Below are 18,208 nucleotides of genomic sequence, written 5' to 3' on the forward strand. Positions count from 1 at the left end.
TATGAGCGAACCTAAGGTTAGTGATGAGATAGATTTGATTGAAGTATTTCATGGTGTTTGGAAAAAAAGATATACAGTTATTAAGGTTGGTATTGCTGGAGCAATTATTGGATTGTTGGTTGCTCTTAGCCTTCCTGTAGAATACGAGGCTTCTTGCAGATTGATTCCTGAAAATCAAGGTAGTAGCATGGGAGGAATGAATGGCCTGAGCGGTCTTGCAAGTTTAGCAGGAATTGATTTGTCCTCGAATAATGGGAAATCTTTGTCTCCAACTCTATATGCTGAAATCGTTGGTAGTACCCCTTTCATTATAGAAATTATAAACGATACTTTATATTTTTCTAATGATGATGTTAAATTAACTCCTAAAAAATATTTTGAAGAGATTTATAGTCCTTCGATATCAAGTTATTTTTTACAGTATACGATTGGCTTGCCAGGATTGATAAAATCCATGTTTATGCAACCGAAAACAGATAAGCTGATCGAAGAAAATTCTAATGTTTTTAGTTTGTCTAAATCTGATAAGAAATTAATAAAGTCAATGCGTGAGCGCATTTTGTTAAATATAGATGAAAGAACTGGATTGATTCAAATCATGGTGGAAATGCCTGATCCATATGCAGCTGCTCAACTAGCAAATAATGTTAAGGTCAAAATTACTGAGTCAGTTGTTGGGTATAAAACAAGCAAAGCTCATATGAATTTAGATTTTATCGAAGGAGCATATCTGAATGCAAAAGAAAAGTTTACTGCTTTGAAAAATAAGTTGGCAATAGTAAGTGATAGAAACTTAAATATATCCTCAGCTTCAGCTCGAATTGAAATTGAGAATGTCCAAATGGAATATAATAGTGCATATCAGATATACACGAGTTTAGGGACTCAACTTGAACAAGCTAAGATTCACTTGAATGAAGAGACACCAGTATTTACCATGTTGGAGCCAGTTTTGATACCAACTGAGAAATCTAGTCCGAAAAGGTTACTTATTGTTTTGGTTTTTGGGATTTTAGGTACGGTAATTGGAGTGTTAATCGCTCTTTTCAAATTCCAAATGGGATAAGCCATTATTTTCAGCTCTAACACTAAACTTAAAAGTCTATGTTTTCAGATAATAAGGTTGTTCAACAACTTCTATCTTTAATGAAACAGAATGAAATTTACGATGTTGTTATTTCACCAGGGAGCCGGCATTATTCAATTACTAAATCGCTCGAATCTCTCAGTGAATTCAACCTATACTCTGTTGTTGATGAAAGAAGTGCAGCCTTCTTTGCTTTAGGGTTGATTCAAAAATTAAAGAAACCCGTAGCGATATGTTGCACTTCAGGAACATCTGCTGCTAATTATATTTCAGCGACAGTTGAAGCTTATTATCAGGAACTTCCTCTTCTTGTAATTACGGCTGATAGATTGCCTCAATTATTAGGTCAAAAAGAGGAGCAAATGTTTAAGCAAGATGACGTTTTTAAAGGGTTTACAAAGTTTCACGCCCAAATACCTCCTGTTGAAGATACAATAAGTGAATGGTATTGTAATAGAGTATTAAACGAATCGCTTCTTGCATTGTATCGATTTGGGAAGGGACCTGTCCATATCAATTTGCCTATAGAAAGGCACGATCTTGACACATTTAGTATGAAGGTTTTACCTCTTGCTAGAAAGATAAAATTACATGGTATTTCTTCAGATCGATTTAGGGATCCTATTAGTCAGGCTTCTGAGGAACTATCCAAAAAGAAACTAATGATTCTTTGGGGGCAAAGTGAGCCAATGAGCCATTCTCTAAGAAATAAGTTAGATTTATTTTGTGAAAAGTTCAATTGTGTCATAATTTCTGATAAGCTTTCTAACTGTCACCATAGTAGTTCCATTGAATTCGGGTTCCCAATTTTCAAGGCTATGAATTCATTAGAAAAAGATCAATTATTTCCAGATATTGTAGTAACAATGTTTGGGAATAGTACTTTTAATAATGATGTAAAAGGCTATTTGAAAAGACATTTAACAAAGGTTGAACATTGGGATATATCATGTAAAGGGGACGTTTGTGATCCTTTTGGTCGATTGAGTAGGATTTTTGAAATGTCTGAGGTTGATTTTTTTGATCAGATACTGGCTCAAAATGATTTTGTCAATCCTGATGCTGGTAAATATTTTAAGGATTGGAAAAATGTTGAGAATCAATTAATTGAGCCGGAGGACTCGTATGGCGAAATAGCTGCAATTGGAAAACTTATGAAGCGAATACCTTCCAATTCCTGTCTTCAAATAGCAAATAGTCTTCCCATAAGAATAGCGCATTTATTTGGATTGGATAAATCTGTGGTGGTTTATTGTAACAGAGGTGTCAATGGAATAGATGGTTGTATGTCTACAGCCGTAGGTTATGCAGCAGCCTCGGACGAATTGGTATTTTTGTTGATCGGTGATTTAACGTTTTTTTATGATATGAATGCATTGTGGAATAGACACCTATCTTCAAATTTAAGGGTTCTGCTCCTAAATAATGAAGGTGGAGGTGTGATGCACCTACCATTGAAGAACGAGCAAGCTGAGGATATATCCAAACATGTATCTGCTGGACATTCAACCAATGCGAGAGGTTGGGCAGAATCAGTTGGAATTAATTATTTTCCTGTTACTCAAGAACAGGAGTTGGAGAATGGTTTAGATTTATTGATTTCGAATAGTGAAAAGCCGATAATTGTTGAAGTTTTCACCAAGAAAGAGAGAGATGTGTCTGATTATAGATCCTTTTTTAGGAAGTTAAATAGAGATACACTTCAAGATAAAGTGGTACAAAAACTTAAGAATTCTATAAAAGGTTCTTTTCTTTAATATCAGTTTATACTATTTATATGCGAGAAAGCAATAGTAGGATTGCTAAGAATACAATTATCCTGTATTTCAGGATGATATTTACTGTCCTAATTAATTTATATACATCTCGCTTACTACTCGATAGACTTGGAGTAAGTGATTTTGGTTTATTTAATCTAGTAGGAGGCGTTGTTTTATTAGTTGGGTTTATTAATAATGCAATGACATCTTCAACACAAAGGTTTCTAAATTATGAGAGTGGAACTAGTCATTTAAATAACTTAAAACAAGTATTTGGATCTAGCTTATTAGCCCACCTTTTAGTTGGTATAGTAATATTGATGCTCGGAGAGTCCCTGGGTCTATGGTTTGTTTTAAATTCATTAAATATTCCTGAAGGGCGAGAAGTTGCATCAATATGGTTGTATCAATTGTCATTAATTACGCTTTTTGTAACCATCCTGACGGTTCCTTACAATGCATTGGTTATAGCAAACGAAAAAATGTCGATCTATGCTTTATTGAACGTTTTGGAAGTATTTCTAAAGCTTATAGCGGTTATTTTGATCGATAGTTTTGTATACGATCATCTAATGACATACGGTTGTTTATTATTTGTTGCTTCATTTCTGGTTAGACTATTCAATATAGTTTATTGTTTACAGTATTTTCCTGAGTGTAGAGTGTTTTACATTTATAATCCAAGACAACTAAGGCAGTTGCTGTCTTTTTCGGGTTGGTCATTAAGTAGCAATTTATCTATAGCCCTCAGAACCCAAGGACTTCAGATAATCTTAAACCTTTTTTTCGGCACAGTTTTAAATGCCAGTATGGGGATCGCTAATCAGGTAAATATGGCTGTAAAAAATTTTGTTATGAACTTTACAAAGGCGCTGAATCCACAAATCGTAAAAAACTATGCGTCTGGCGACATAAATCAAATGCAAAAGCTAATTTATTTTGGTTCTCGTATTTCCTTTTACTTGGTATCGATAATTGCAATACCAATTATTATTGAGACGAAATTTATTTTAAATATCTGGTTAAAGGAAATTCCAGATCTTGCTATTGTGTTTATTAGATTGATATTAATACAAGCATTAATTGATTCTTTTGCAAGTGTAATGGCAACAGCACAAGGAGCAACTGGGCGGGTAAAGAATTATCATCTTACTCTCAGTTTAATAGGGCTATTGAACCTTCCTATTAGTTATTCATTATTATACTTTGGATTTGGTCCAGAAAGTACCTTAAAGACAGGTATCGTTATATCCTTATTCGTGGGTATCGTCAGAGTACTTTTTTTGTCTAATTCTGTTGGTATAAATGCAAGAGACTTTGTTTTTGGTGTCATGGGAAAATGCTTTCTGGTTGCCATTTTAGCTACTTCGTTCGCATTTGTGTTTCATTTATATTTTAGAGGCGGCTTCATAATGAACGTCTTGTCATTATTAGTGTCAATTTTATCCGTACTTTGTATGGTGTTTATCATTGGCATAACTACACAAGAAAGACAGCTTATTATTAAAAAGGTAATGGCCATTGCTCATTTACCGTCATTAAACAAGAAATAGTAAAAGAGGCATTGTAGATGATAAAAAAAATCATTAAAAAAATTCTTGCAAAGTATATTGTAATACACAAAGTATCGGTTCCTTACGATATACGAATTGAAGATAAACAGAATGAATTTTCAGGCGATGTAGCTATAGTTACTGGTGGTAGTGGCGCCATTGGTAGGGCAGTAGCCTGTCATTTAGGAGCTATGGGTGTTCATGTTTATGTGTGCGGAACTACTATTGAAAAAACTAACTTGGTTACACAAGAGATTCAAGCTTTAGGAGGCAAAGCAAGTAATTACGTGTTGGACGCCACTAATCCTGAAAGTATTAAAGATTTATTTAATCAAGTGCTTGAGCAGGAATCAAAATTAGATTACTTAATAAATTGTTTAGGTGGGAGTGCAAGAGGTAAAAGTGCTCCTATTTTTGAACAAGAGATTAGCGTTATTAATGATATTTTGGATGTGAATCTTAAAGGAGCGATTTTCTCTTGTCGAGAAGCATCAATTGTGATGAAAAATCAAGGCAAAGGAATAATAGTTAATGTTTCATCTATAATTGGAGATCATGGAAAAGAGAACTTCTCAGAGTATTCTGCGTCAAAGGCGGGGTTAATATCGTTCACAAAATCAATTGCAATGGATTTGGGCAAATATGGGGTCAGGGTGAATTGTGTTTCTCCAGGGATTGTTCAAAGAGGACAAATTACGGAAAGAGATTTGCAAAGAATAAAAAAATCTAACTATTTAAATGATTTTTGTAAGCCTGAAGATATTGCCGATTCAATTTTGTTTTTATTGTCGAGTAAAGCAAGATTTATTACGGGACAAAATATTGTAGTAGATGGGGGTAGATCTCTTGGGTTAAAGGGTGATTAAAATTCTTATCTTGACAAGTCTAAGGAACTTCTAGTACTTGGAGCTATTACGATTTAAACTAGAATGTGAGTGAAATATATTTGTTTCAAGGCATAGGTTTAGAAACAAAAATCAACTAAAGTATGAAAATTGGAATTATGACTTTTTGGGAGTCTAAGAATAATTATGGTCAGATTCTTCAATTATTTGCCTTACAACGGTACCTGAAAAGTGTTGGGCATGAAGCATATTTGATACGATTTTATAGAAGGGACAATTCCTCACGTTTAACAAAATTACTTAGAAAGGGTGTTTTAGGAATTTTGAAAAGCAAATTCAATAAAAAGAAGGCAGATGAGATTGATGAAGCACGTAAATTTGAAGAGTTTAAAAGAGAAAATATAGAATTTGGACCTAATGAGTATTTCTCATTAGATGAGATTAAGGAAAATCCTCCCTTAGCGGATGTTTATATAACTGGTAGTGACCAGGTATGGAATCACACCTTTACAGTGTCACCAGAAGCATTTTTGTTGTGTTTTGGTTCTGATGATGTAAAAAGAGTTGCCTACGCTGCTAGTTTTGGTGTTAGAGAGCAAGATCCGTTAACAAAGAAATTGTTTATCAAACATCTGCGTAAATTCGATAAAATTGGTGTCAGGGAAAGAAGTGGAATTGAACTTGTTGAAAATCTAGGGTTTAATCCGGTTTGGGTATTGGACCCCACAATGTTATTTAATTCAGCTCAATGGAATGAGATGTTAAACCTTGATTCTTTGAAGGTTAAAATGCGAAAAGAATCGATATTCATATACACATTGGGAAATAGCAAAACTAATGACAAAGATAAGTTCATCTCATATGCTTTAAAGATGGATCAATATAATGTAATCCATTCTACGGCTAACAGCGATTTTACAGGGAATTTATTTCCTACCATAGAAGAGTGGGTTAATTATATTCGCACATCCAGGCTAGTAATAACAACGTCTTTTCATGGGATTATATTCTGTATTTTGAATAATACGAATTTTATTGTATTACCTAATACTGGAAGTGCTGAAGGAATGAATGACCGGATAGAAAGCATGTTATCAATTTTAAATATGGAGGATCATTTAATGATTAAGTTTGATAAATCAAAATTTGATGAAATTTTAGAACGCAGAATAAACTGGGATTTTATTAATAAAAAAATAGAAGAATTGAGGATAGTTTCGAAATCATTCATTAGTGATTTTATCACTAGTTAAATTTAAAGATAGCAGTTTGAAGATATTAGCATTTCCAGCATTTCGAAATGAACATAAAAATCCTTATAATTCTAGGCTATATAATTTTATTAAGGAACAAGGTCACAAGGTTGAAGAGTTTTATCGATTTCAATCTTTAAAAGATAAATATCATATTTTCCATATTCATTGGCCGGATACAATTATAAGAGCTAAGAGTTTGTTTTTTCTAAATTCGCTTAGGTTGGTATTGTTTTATTTTGATTTAATAATATTGAAAATAGCAGGAACTAAAATTGTTTGGACTGCCCATAATCTAAGATCGCATGAGTATAGTCAGAATAGCCATTTAAATCAGGTATTGGAACGCATTCATATTTCAATATTTATTAAGTACTTCATTAATGCTATTATAGTTTTGAATGACCAGACGGAGTCAATGATAAAGACTCTTTATAATATAGGTGAAAACCGTAGGTTGACATTCGTTAAAATACCTCATCCTAATTATAGAGGGATTTATAAGACAATGGACCAACAATTTGCGAGAAAAGAATTGAATTTAAATCAGCAATTATTTACCTATGGATACTTCGGAATAATAAGAAAGTATAAAAATGTTAAAAATTTAGTTGAATGCTTTATTAATTTAAATGATGTCAATTCTCAATTGATAATTGCTGGTAGTCCAGAGGATCTAGATGAAGTTAGAGCAATTGAAGAAATGATTGTAAATGAAAAAAATATTTACTTTTTAGAAAAAAGGTTGACCAACCACGAAGTTAGTTGTTTTTTTTCAGCGTGTGATTTGACTGTTCTCCCTTATAAAAATATTCATAATTCTGGATCAGCTATATTATCATTGTCCATGAATAAGCCAATTCTGGTGCCTGATAGGCCTGTGTTTTCAGAGTTTAGTGATATTGTTGGGAAAGATTGGGTTTGTACCTATCAAGAATTGAGTGCTGATGCCCTTAAAGTGGCTCAGGAAAAAGCTAAAACTTTGAGAATACTTGAACCAATTAATTATGGGATATCTAAATTGGATAATTCGATATTGGCATCGGAAACTTTATCCTTTTATGAGTTAATAATTCGAAAATAGAAGATAGTCAAATCTTTGAAAATTTTAATATTTAATTCGCTTTACACAGATTTTGTTAAAGGGGGGGCGGAAAGATCTGTCAAGTTTTTAGCAGAATCACTTGTTAACAATAATGTTAGCGTCACTGTTGTGGCTTTAACCAATAAACGTAGTTTTCAGGCCTCAGAAAATGGGGTATTCGTTCAATACTTGAAGAATAGAAACGTTTATTGGGCTTTTGATGAGTCGAATAAAAATCGTAAAATCAATAGATTATTGAAGTATATATGGCATCTTATAGAGGCCTTCAACATATTTCAATACCACAGATTGAGGAAATTGATTAAAGATGAAGCTCCTGATGTTGTTCATACCAATAATATCACAGGCTTTTCCCCTATTATATGGTTTATCTGTAAGAACTTGAAAATTCCTGTGGTCCATACCATAAGGGACTACTATTTGATATGTTCCAATTCCAATATGTTACGACATAGTGTCAAATGTGAAAAACAATGTTCAATGTGTAGAATTTTTACTGCAACAAGGAGAATAGGAGCTAAAAATATTGATGTCATCGCAGGGATAAGTAATAAGGTTATTGAGGTTCATGAATCCAACGGATACATCACACAGCCTAATGTGTTGATATATAATCAATTGCATAGGTTGAGGGAAAAAGAAGTTCGAAGTAATAAGCATGCTGGATTGGTATTTGGTTATTTAGGTAGATTATCTGTTCATAAGGGCATAGAGGTATTGTTGAATGCGTTTAGTTTTGTAACAGATGAAAATGTAAGGCTTATTATTGGAGGGAATGGTGATAAAAATTACGTCGATTATTTAAAACGTAAGTATGATGGAGAGAATATTGAATACATTGGCCATGTAGACAAAGATTTATTCTTCAAGAAAATCGACGCATTAGTTGTGCCTTCTATTTGGGATGAGCCGTTTGGTAGAATAATACTTGAGGCATACCAATATAATCTGCCTGTGATTGGCTCAAAGAATGGAGCAATTCCAGAATTGGTAAAACACGAGAAGTCTGGAATACTGTATTCAAATGAAACTGAATTGATAAAGGTGTTAGTTTCTTTTAAAGAGAATTATTCAAATTATGATTGGAATATCTCTGAAGTTTTATCTGCCTTTCAGGATCGAGATATTGCACAAGACTACATTAGTCTTTTCGACAGTCTTACAAACATAACTTAATGCTGCTCAAAGAAAGAAGTATTGCATTGTATTTTATCGTTGCTTTGGTGCCTGCCAATGGTCTACTTATTCCCATTGGAAGAAATTGGACTCCTTTGCAAATTGCAGTTATTGTTTTGATTGGACTTCAATTCATAGGTTTAATTCTCTCCCGCGGCAATCCAAGGAATGCATATGTTCCAAAAATTATAATGTGTTTTTTTGCATTGATCATTTTTATTTCGTTCAATTCGTATGTTTTTCTGCCTTCAAAAAACGAAATAAAATATATTAGCGGCGAATTTCCAATAAGAGAATATGGGAAAAGTAGTTTGTTATACTTTTTGTGGACCATATTTAATTTAGTGATGGTCTTAAGCTTATACTTCGAAATTGATTCGAGACCAAAGTTTAATCAGGTTATTAAAGTATTATTGTATTCATCAGTTTTTTATGCAGTTTATGCTTTATATCAATATATAATTACTTCGGTTCTTGGTGATTCAAGTATGGGGTTAGTTTATATCTTGAAGCCTGAATATTTGTACGGTCCTGAAGCAATAAGAAGTGCATCGCTTGAAAGGGAACCACTATATTATTCATTTTATTTAATGGGTGTATTATTCTTATCATTTCGTTTATATGAATTGAAACAATTTGATCAGATACCTCGAAAAATACTCATTTTGGTGATCTCCATTAACTTGTTAGCTTTTTTTCTTACTAAAGCTACCTCCGGGTTTGTTGGTCTAATAGTTGGATTCGTAATATATAAAAATAGCTTATTTCGCTTTAAACGTGTTTTGCGACCAAGTATCTTGCTTCGCAACATATTCATCTTTATTGTCGTGATTTTTGGTCTTAGCGTATTTGTATTTATTAATAAGGCAATGCTATTTAGAAGATTGCAGACGGTAATAAGTTTTGATGAAGGTTATGTTAGAATTAAGTCTTACATTGAAGGATTTGAAGCTTTTAGTGCACACCCGTGGATAGGTATTGGAATTGGTAATAGTCCCTATTTCGTCTCTACTGAGGTAATACATAATATGTATTTATCAATTGCCACTGAAATGGGAATTCCATTTTTATTGGTCTTTTTAGCTTTTTTGATTTATCTGATTGTAAATCTGTATAAAAGAAAAAATACAGGAATCTTTGAATATGCATTTTTGGCTTATTTGATATCTACTTCTGTTCAATGGATTTCCTTCTTTAATATGAATTTGCCCTCATTTTGGTTTTTTTGTACATTAATTGTTTGTTTGCTATTCAAACGTGAACTCAATAGTGTTAAAACTGACTTGGAAAATATTAGGCTTGAGTAAATATTGAATTAATGTGTAATTATTAGTTTTTGTTTGATTGTCTCGGATCCTACGTTATTCAATTCAATAATGTAAAGGCCTGGAGGAAGTTCAGGTAGTAAAATTACGTTATCATGTGTGACTGGCTCCAAATGAATTTGTTGACCAATTGAATTAGTGATTTTAACCTTCCAGTTTTTAAAACTTAGAGAACTTAATATTTTAATATAATTGAGATTACAGGGGTTAGGATAAAGTTTTATAGGTTCAGAAATTATACTTAGGTAAAGGTCGTCTGGAGAGCAATTCTTATTTCCAATGTTCCAAAGAATAGTTTCAAGTGGTTTGTTAAGCCGATCTACCGATTGAATACCTCTGATTTTTCCCGAAATGTTAGAGTATAGAATGTTTGAAGAACATGACACCTCGCCACCCACACCATTGCAGTTATGGTCTGGTTCTATATAAAGGTCTTCTCCCCACCCATTCGCGAAAACACAATAATCGACACCCCAGTTAGCTGTTATTCCGTGAAAACTTGATCCAAATGCATTGAAGTTTATTATTAAATTATATTTGGAGAAACGAGATACGGCAATGTGGAGATGGGAATTATTAGGATTTGCATGAACGTTTAATCCATCAACAGTATTGTAATGTCCTTCCCGAATAAACAATCCATTGTCAGCGTTTTTAATGCTTACATTTTTCACCCAGCAGTTTGAACAATGGTCTAATTCTATACCATTATAGCCGAAATTGTCTTCACCACAATGATGACACCACTCATGTGGATTAAAAAGTATGGTCAAATCTTCAATTCCTGTTTCAATTCCAGTGAGTTCAATAACAGCATTTTGCCAGTCATAACAATCGCCCCCTGAATGACCACAAGGTTGATGCATTCCCTTTAACCCATTTGGAAAGTAAAGTATTGTTTTATGTTGTCCGGCACCTCTCAATACTTGTCCACTTCTAATTGATAGAGGTGATTCAATAATGTGAATTCCTTCATCAAAGTTTATAATTCCGGATATATTGTTATTGTTATAAGGGATAGGTTTTTCCCCTTTTTTATATCCAACTTGTTTGTAGCCATTTAAAAAGAAGTCATCATATGTGCATTGACCATGTAAATTAGTAATTACTGTTAATAAAACAGAGATATAAAGTAATCTAAACATGTTCTATCATTTTGAATGAAGATTATTTAATACTCTGTTAATAAGACTTTTGACAAATTCTAATTTAGATAACAAATTATCCGGTTTAACTTTAAGCTGTTTAAGTTGAAGTTTGTAGTTAAACTACATAATATTTAATTATAATTATCAATTGAGGATATTAATCTTAGCAAAAGACTATCCACCAACTGTCGGTGGAGTTGAAAATTATAGTAAAAATCTTGCTGAAGGACTTAGTAACTATAAGCAGGTAAAAGTTCTAACATTTGCTTCAAAACAGCCTTTGAATTTCAAGGATAACGTAGAGGTGGTAAGAGTTAAACCATGGAGTAATCTTGAGTTTGTTATGGCCATTCAGCTTTTAGGGTATTTGATAAAACTCACAATAAACTGGAGGCCTAATCTAATATTTGCGACTACATGGAAAGTTGCCATTCCTGCTTATTTGATTAAAAAATTTGGTCGGATAGACTATGTGATTACTGCACATGGGGCAGAAATTACTCGTCACCGGAGTAATAGGTTTATCATGCTATTAATGAGGGGTATTCTTCGATCGGCAGAGAAAATCATTTGTGTGAGTGAGTTTACTAAATCAAGAGTAATTAACTATTGCCCGTCAATTGACACTAATAGAGTATTTGTAGTTCATAATGGAATTAATTTTGAAAGTATTAAGCGCTATGAAACCAATGAAGCTCGTAACCGTCTTTCATTGGATCAAGATAAAATCTATTTTCTGACTATATCTCGTATTGACAATAGGAAAGGGCATGATGTAGTTATTGAATCTTTGACTGAATTGGGAAAATTATTTGGAAATAATTTTGAATACCTTATCGTTGGAGATGGTCCGTGTAGGTCACAACTAGAAGAGAGAGTAAAAGCGCTGAAAGTGAATCATTTAGTCCAATTTACTGGTTTTGTTGATTTTGAGTTGTTGGATTATTACTATTCTTCATGTGATCTATTTGTGCTTTTGAATAAAATGGAGAGTGAAGAAGATTTTGAGGGGTTTGGTTTGGTTTTTGCTGAAGCTGGTTATCACGGTAAACCAGTCATTGCTGGAAAGAACGGTGGTCCGTTAGAGGTTGTAAAAGATGGAGTAACAGGTTATTTAGTTGATCCGACGGTGAAGTCTTTCAAAGAAATAATAAACAAAAAGGCGTTGGATCAAGGGCAGTTGGCCAAGTTAGGTAATAATGGTATGCAAAGGGTTAAGGAGAATTTTGATTTAGAACTTATGGTGGCACAAATAAATGATTTAATTGAATGAGCAATTTGAATATTGAGCCACTAATATCAATAATAACACCTGTTTATAATATTTCAGATTATTTATTTAAAACTATTGAATCTGTTATACATCAAACTTATAAAAATTGGGAGCTGATTCTGGTTGATGATTGTAGTGTCGATAGTTCTCCTGAGATTATGAGGTTTTATTCATCACTTGATGAAAGGGTAAGACCTTTTTTTTTAGAAGAAAATCAGGGTGCCGGTTATGCACGTAATTTTGGTTTGAAACAAGCAAAAGGAGAATATGTGGCTTTTCTTGATAGCGACGATGTGTGGTTGGCTAACAAACTTCAAGCTCAGGTTGAGTTTATGAGGTCAAATGTCTCCATTGAATTTTCCCATACTTGGTACTCTGAAATTGATGAAAATGATCAGGAAATTAGAATGTTTGTAACGCCCAAGAAAATTTCATTTAGGTTGCTTAAATACAATAATTATATCCTTACTTCTTCAGTTTTGTGCACTAGAGACTTGGCACTTGGTTCAAAGTTTTCGCTAATGCGTCGCAGACAAGACTGGGTTTATTTTCTGGAGTTGTTGAAAAATACTAAGCATGCTTATGCAATTGATAAATGTCTCGTTCATTATAGGAAAAGTTCAAATTCATTAAGTTCTAATAGATGGAAATTAATAAAGCCTAATTTTGTGTTTTTTAAAAGCTATCTGTTCAAGGGAAACTTTTTAAGAGCGATAATTCATTTTTTAATTTTCTTACCTTTCTATTTTCATAACAAGATATTCAATAATAGACCTATTAAATGAAAGTATTAATCACTGGCGGATCCGGATTTATTGGGACTCATTTACTTAAATATCTACTTGAAAAGGACGATATTCAGGTTTTAAATATTGATTTGAACCCCTCACCGATTAATGATTCTCGCGTTAACACAATACATTGGGATATAAGGCAGGAAGAAGTGCTTCATCTAGAGGAAAGAGGTTTCGATTGTTGTATTCATTTGGCGGCGCTTTGTAAGGAACCTGGTTTTGATTGGAATGAATATTTTGTTACTAACCATTTTGGCACTAAACAGATAATAAAACTTTGTGAGACGTTGGCTATTGATCACATAATATTCACTAGCACTATGATGGTGTTTAAAGCTGAAGAAAGTGTTAAAGTTGAAACAGATGTAACAGCACCAGATACTGCTTATGGGATTTCAAAATTACTAGGGGAGTTAGAATTGTTAACTTGGCAAACCAAGAATAAAGGTAAATTGCAGATTATCAGACCTGCAGTGGTGTTTGGGGAGAATGAAAATGCCAATTTCACAAGATTGTATCAAGCATTAAAAAAGGGATTTTTCCCATATGTAGGTAAATCCAGTACGGTGAAATCAAACATCTACGTAAAGGAGCTGGTTTGTTTTGTTGATTATTTGTTCGCATATTCAGGAGAAAACAGAATTTTCAACTTCGCTTTTCCTGTGAAGCAGCCTATGAAGGAAATTGTACAAACATTTAAAGAAGTTTTTGGTCTTAGATCTGTTAATCCGGTTATTCCTTATAGGTTATTGCTATTGCTTAGTTATGGGTTTGAGTTGTTAAACTCTATAGGTCTTAAAAATTCAGTGCATCATAGACGAATACAAAAGTTATTTTTCTCTACTTACATTCACCCAAAATCAGCTTTAGAAATCGGTTATAACTTTAGTTATGATTTGAAATCAGCTTTAAGGGACTGGAAAGAGTCTGGAGATTTAAATAAATAACAATGTAATGAATTGCTAGTGTTTGAATGCATTATGTAAAGAAATCAAGCATTCGCTCTGTTCACAACCTATAATTGATGTATAGTTGGTTCAGAGTTTTGTTTATACTAAGATATTTCTTTATCAGATAGATCCAGTCAATATTTAATTGTGACAATTTAATAGTTTGAAAAGGGTATGTGTTGATGTATTTTTACATTTTATTTTATTCTAAATGACAGGGCATAGATTTTCTAAATATTTTCCGGTACTTTTCTTTTTGGCTGATCTTCTCTGTCTGAATTTTGGTGTCTTTATAGCAAACTACGATAGGTTTGGTCAATTCATATACACCAATGAATCGTATCTAACCTTGCAATTTGCTATAAATCTTATTTGGTTAGTTATTTTTTTTACCACAAAACTTCATGAAATCAGTCGAGAGGATCGATTAATTGACCATTTGAATAAGGTGCTTACAGCCTTGGTTATCAACTTGTCTGTTGTTTTCGCTCTTTGGTTTATTGCCAAGCCCTTCTACTATTCAAGACAGCATTTATTTGTTACCTACCTCGGTTTTACCTTTCTTCTGATAATTTGGAGAACAATATGGCATTACTTTATTCGCTATTACCGAACCAAAGGGTTCAACATTCGAAATGTGGTGATCGTAGGGTATGGTGAATTGGGTGTTGAGTTGGAGAAATATTTCAAAATAAACCCAGGTATCGGATATAAGTTTCTCGGTTATTTTGATAACAAAAAGGAAGATGTAGAAAGGAAATATCTAGGTGGTGTTAATGATTTAAAAGAGTATTCTATCAGTAATCCAGTTGATATCATCTTTTGTTGTTTACCGCGGATGTTTGAAAATGATATTAAAGAATTAATTGATTTTGCAGAGAACAATTTAATTAAGATAAAAATCATATCTCAGTTTAGTAGACTTGGAAATCGAAATTTGACTATTCAAAGATATGGCGGCTTACCTGTTATTAATGTTAGTGCTATTCCGTTAGATAGTCAGGCTAATCAGTTTATAAAACGTGTATTCGATGTTATTTTTGCGTCACTGGTTTTTATTTTTATTTTCTCTTGGTTAATTCCGATTGTTGGACTTCTTATAAAATTAGAATCGCCAGGTCCAATTTTCTTTAAGCAATATCGGAATGGTCGGGATAATCATCCATTTCTCTGCTGGAAATTTAGAACGATGGTTGTAAATAAGGAGTCTGATAGTAGGCAAGCAACCAAAAATGATCCTAGAATAACCAAAATTGGAGCAATTCTCAGAAAAACGAGTATTGATGAGATTCCGCAATTTGTCAATGTGTTTCTGGGCGATATGTCAGTTGTAGGGCCACGGCCACACCCAATTAAATTGAATGAAAAGTTTCAACCACAGATTGATCGTTTCATTCAGAGGCATGCTGTTAAACCAGGAATCACAGGCCTTGCGCAAGCTAAAGGTTTTAGAGGTGAGACTGCAGTTTTTTCGGATATGAGTGGTAGGGTTCGGTTGGATCGATTTTATGTAAAGAATTGGTCCTTGATTCTTGACTTTAAGATTATTGTTTTGACTGTTATTTCAATTATCAAAGGAAGTGAAAATGCTTATTGATTCATTTTTTATTAAGCTTAGTTATATCAGTGTAAAGAATTCGTCCTCCTTCAATTGCAAGTAATATAAATGGCAAACCAAATAGGTTTTTGAACTGATCCCTAAAGAAATTACCTATTTCAGGAATATGTATGCTTGTGAATAGAACCCAAAGGAATACAAGCATACATATTAATGCTGTTAGCCCTAGCATGAGATAATTTCTCACTCTGACATTATTATCGAAAAGTAGATAGATGAATACTATGTGCAAGAGGAAATAGGTAGGGTAATATATTATCCAGCCCAAAGTTTGTTCACGAAATTCATCCTGCTTTGCTTGATTTCTAACAAGCTCATAGAAATCATTATTAGCTGCTCCAATAAAATTAGCCACACCATCGAGTAATTGAGCATAAAGTCTGAGTACCCAAATTTTAAGAATGCCATATACAATAATTAGGAACAAAGTAATTCCTGCAAAAAAACGATGATACTTCTTAAGCATGGCTTGTTTTCTTACCAATTGATGAATATCTATTTAGCCAATATCTCCACATTAGAAATATAATCAGGTACACGAAGAAGACGTAGGTGTATTTGTGGTTGAAATCAAATGTCTCTTGGAAGTACTTGTAGTTGAGGGCTAGAATGATTTCGCGAATTACATTGATGAGGAACACTACAAGTGTACCAATAGGGATGATTATTATTTTGTATTTCCAAGGTCCAGGAAAACAAAGTAAGAATCCAATGAAAAGAGCCATCAGCTCAAGTCCATTGCATGGATCAGCTACAAGAACCACTGGTTGGCCGTCTATATAGATGTATCTTGCAGACTCTCCACTTTCTTTATCTTTCCATCCATGACTCGTATCGTACCCAAGTATTGTCAAACCAATTCTTGTTCCCTGTACAACTTTAGTTGTTAGCCACTCATTAGCTCTGCCATCAGGTTTGATGAAGCCATGATACACTATCATCCATCCAACAAGGAGTATTAGTGCTCTAATGGCAAATAGCTTAAGAATGGATTGAACTTTGTCGTTGGTACTCATTAAAGTAAATGTAATTGTAAACTCTGAATTGAAATAATGAAATCTACTATTAGATTTATCCCATTAAAGTGTAGATTTACACATCTATCCAGCATTAAGGCATATTTAACGAAATTCTAGCTCATTCTAAAATAGAGCGTATTAGCTTAGTGTCATAATTATTCGCAACGTATGCAAATCGTCCTAGCTGTATTGTCTTCATTTATCGTGACGTTCATCGTCTTGCCTATTATCATAAAGGTAAGTCGATCGATCGATCTATTGGATAATCCAGATCGACGTAAGATTCACTCAATTAGTACTCCATCTCTTGGGGGGATAGCTATATTCCTTGGTTTTAGTTTAGCAGTTCTAATTACTGTTCCATTAGCGGATCTTGGAGCCATTCGCTATTTCTTATTTGGTATTATTATCATGGTTTTTCTAGGAGTACGTGATGATGTGGCCAACATGACTGCTAAGCATAAATTGGCTATCCAGATCTTTGCAGCTCTTATGGTAGTGTACTTCTCCGAGATAAGACTCGATGGGTTCTATGGAATCTTTGGTGTTAATGATATGCCTGTATGGTTTGATATTCCCTTTTCCGTATTCGTTATTGTTGCTTTGACGAACTCCTTTAACCTTATTGATGGAATAGACGGGTTAGCAGGTTCTATTGGAATATTAATTCTTGGGTTTTTAGGATGGGCATTTTTAGCTGAAGGGCACATTGCTTATTCTGTCATCTGTATTTCATTGGTTGGAGCACTCTTTGCGTTTCTGTTCTATAATTGGTTTCCTTCGAAAGTATTTATGGGTGATACAGGCTCGCTATCAATGGGCTTTGTGATATCTAGTATGGTAATTCATTTCATCAACCTTGCGAATGATGGCGGATTTACTTTGCCAATAGAGTCTGCTGTAGGGGTGGGTATGTCATTGTTGATTTTACCCATTTATGATACTCTTAGAGTTTTTACAATTCGATTTGTGAATGGTAAAAACCCATTAGATCCAGATAGGAATCATCTACATCATGGGTTATTAAAATTAGGGTACAATCACGCTCAGGCTACACTAATCTTATTGAGTTTCAATGTGATTATACTCGCTATTGCCATTGTACTTAATTTCTATTTAAAAAACGGAGAATTGATTTTAGCCATAGCTTCTATTGTTGCGGTGATTACTATCTTTTTTGAGTACAAGCTGAGCAAGCTAAAGTATCTCAAAAAATCCGTAGCCAGAGATCGTAATCTTTACGTATCAAAATCCGCTTAATCTTAGCTGCTTTATTATTTTTGCCTTTCTTCACGATATTGA

At 33.4% G+C, this 18,208-nt stretch carries 16 protein-coding genes; 13 read left to right on the forward strand and 3 right to left on the reverse strand.

Features of this window, described 5'->3' with window-relative positions; all coding sequences use genetic code 11:
• Position 1: 1 nt before the first annotated feature.
• The 8 genes from NXS00_RS16830 (at position 2) to NXS00_RS16865 (ending at position 10,086) form a co-directional block, all read left to right on the forward strand.
• Positions 2-1,066 (forward strand): Wzz/FepE/Etk N-terminal domain-containing protein, encoded by a 1,065-nt coding sequence (locus tag NXS00_RS16830; RefSeq protein ID WP_258100416.1) that lies wholly within the window; start codon positions 2-4, stop codon positions 1,064-1,066.
• Positions 1,067-1,104: 38 nt separating this feature from the next.
• Positions 1,105-2,844, forward strand: a complete 1,740-nt coding sequence (menD, locus tag NXS00_RS16835; protein ID WP_258100417.1) for a 2-succinyl-5-enolpyruvyl-6-hydroxy-3-cyclohexene-1-carboxylic-acid synthase — start codon at positions 1,105-1,107, stop codon at positions 2,842-2,844.
• 74 nt (positions 2,845-2,918) lie between these two features.
• The gene (locus tag NXS00_RS16840; protein ID WP_258100418.1) at positions 2,919-4,400 is read left to right on the forward strand and encodes a lipopolysaccharide biosynthesis protein; all 1,482 of its coding nucleotides are present in this window, start codon (positions 2,919-2,921) and stop codon (positions 4,398-4,400) included.
• Between the two features lie 17 nt (positions 4,401-4,417).
• Positions 4,418-5,266: an SDR family NAD(P)-dependent oxidoreductase gene (locus NXS00_RS16845; protein WP_258100419.1), complete on the forward strand. Its 849-nt coding sequence runs from the start codon at positions 4,418-4,420 to the stop codon at positions 5,264-5,266.
• A 122-nt stretch (positions 5,267-5,388) separates the two neighbouring features.
• On the forward strand, positions 5,389-6,498 hold the full coding sequence (locus tag NXS00_RS16850) for a polysaccharide pyruvyl transferase family protein (protein ID WP_258100420.1): 1,110 nt from the start codon (positions 5,389-5,391) through the stop codon (positions 6,496-6,498).
• Positions 6,499-6,514: 16 nt separating this feature from the next.
• Positions 6,515-7,582 carry a glycosyltransferase gene (locus tag NXS00_RS16855; RefSeq protein WP_258100421.1) on the forward strand — a complete coding sequence of 356 codons (1,068 nt, stop codon included), beginning with the start codon at positions 6,515-6,517 and terminating at the stop codon, positions 7,580-7,582.
• Between the two features lie 15 nt (positions 7,583-7,597).
• Entirely contained in the window at positions 7,598-8,779 is a 1,182-nt protein-coding gene (locus NXS00_RS16860) for a glycosyltransferase family 4 protein (protein ID WP_258100422.1), read from the forward strand.
• Positions 8,779-10,086 carry an O-antigen ligase family protein gene (locus NXS00_RS16865; RefSeq protein ID WP_258100423.1) on the forward strand — a complete coding sequence of 436 codons (1,308 nt, stop codon included), beginning with the start codon at positions 8,779-8,781 and terminating at the stop codon, positions 10,084-10,086. Before NXS00_RS16860 ends, NXS00_RS16865 begins: the two co-directional genes overlap by 1 nt.
• Positions 10,087-10,094: 8 nt before the next feature.
• Here NXS00_RS16865 and NXS00_RS16870 read toward each other — a convergent pair whose 3' ends face one another.
• Positions 10,095-11,249 (reverse strand): T9SS type A sorting domain-containing protein, encoded by a 1,155-nt coding sequence (locus NXS00_RS16870; protein ID WP_258100424.1) that lies wholly within the window; start codon positions 11,247-11,249, stop codon positions 10,095-10,097.
• A 151-nt stretch (positions 11,250-11,400) separates the two neighbouring features.
• Here NXS00_RS16870 and NXS00_RS16875 point away from each other — a divergent pair, with 151 nt between their 5' ends.
• From NXS00_RS16875 to NXS00_RS16890, 4 genes are all read left to right on the forward strand, one after another.
• Positions 11,401-12,525, forward strand: coding sequence for a glycosyltransferase family 4 protein (locus NXS00_RS16875; protein WP_258100425.1), 1,125 nt, complete (start codon positions 11,401-11,403; stop codon positions 12,523-12,525).
• Entirely contained in the window at positions 12,522-13,310 is a 789-nt protein-coding gene (locus NXS00_RS16880; protein ID WP_258100426.1) for a glycosyltransferase family 2 protein, read from the forward strand. Before NXS00_RS16875 ends, NXS00_RS16880 begins: the two co-directional genes overlap by 4 nt.
• The gene (locus NXS00_RS16885; RefSeq protein ID WP_258100427.1) at positions 13,307-14,266 is read left to right on the forward strand and encodes an NAD-dependent epimerase/dehydratase family protein; all 960 of its coding nucleotides are present in this window, start codon (positions 13,307-13,309) and stop codon (positions 14,264-14,266) included. The genes NXS00_RS16880 and NXS00_RS16885 overlap by 4 nt, the downstream gene beginning before the upstream one ends.
• Positions 14,267-14,480: 214 nt before the next feature.
• Positions 14,481-15,866 (forward strand): undecaprenyl-phosphate glucose phosphotransferase, encoded by a 1,386-nt coding sequence (locus tag NXS00_RS16890; protein WP_258100428.1) that lies wholly within the window; start codon positions 14,481-14,483, stop codon positions 15,864-15,866.
• 1 nt (position 15,867) lies between these two features.
• Here the strand turns inward: NXS00_RS16890 and NXS00_RS16895 are convergent, their stop codons facing one another.
• Entirely contained in the window at positions 15,868-16,353 is a 486-nt protein-coding gene (locus NXS00_RS16895) for a hypothetical protein (RefSeq protein WP_258100429.1), read from the reverse strand.
• Entirely contained in the window at positions 16,346-16,903 is a 558-nt protein-coding gene (xrtX, locus tag NXS00_RS16900; protein ID WP_258100430.1) for an exosortase X, read from the reverse strand. The genes NXS00_RS16895 and xrtX overlap by 8 nt, the downstream gene beginning before the upstream one ends.
• A gap of 171 nt (positions 16,904-17,074) precedes the next feature.
• On the opposite strand from xrtX, the gene NXS00_RS16905 reads away from it, so the two are divergent.
• On the forward strand, positions 17,075-18,166 hold the full coding sequence (locus NXS00_RS16905) for a glycosyltransferase family 4 protein (protein ID WP_258100431.1): 1,092 nt from the start codon (positions 17,075-17,077) through the stop codon (positions 18,164-18,166).
• The last annotated feature ends 42 nt before the right edge of the window (positions 18,167-18,208 follow it).

Source organism: Marinoscillum pacificum (assembly GCF_024714495.1).
In the GTDB taxonomy this organism is placed as follows: domain Bacteria; phylum Bacteroidota; class Bacteroidia; order Cytophagales; family Cyclobacteriaceae; genus Marinoscillum; species Marinoscillum pacificum.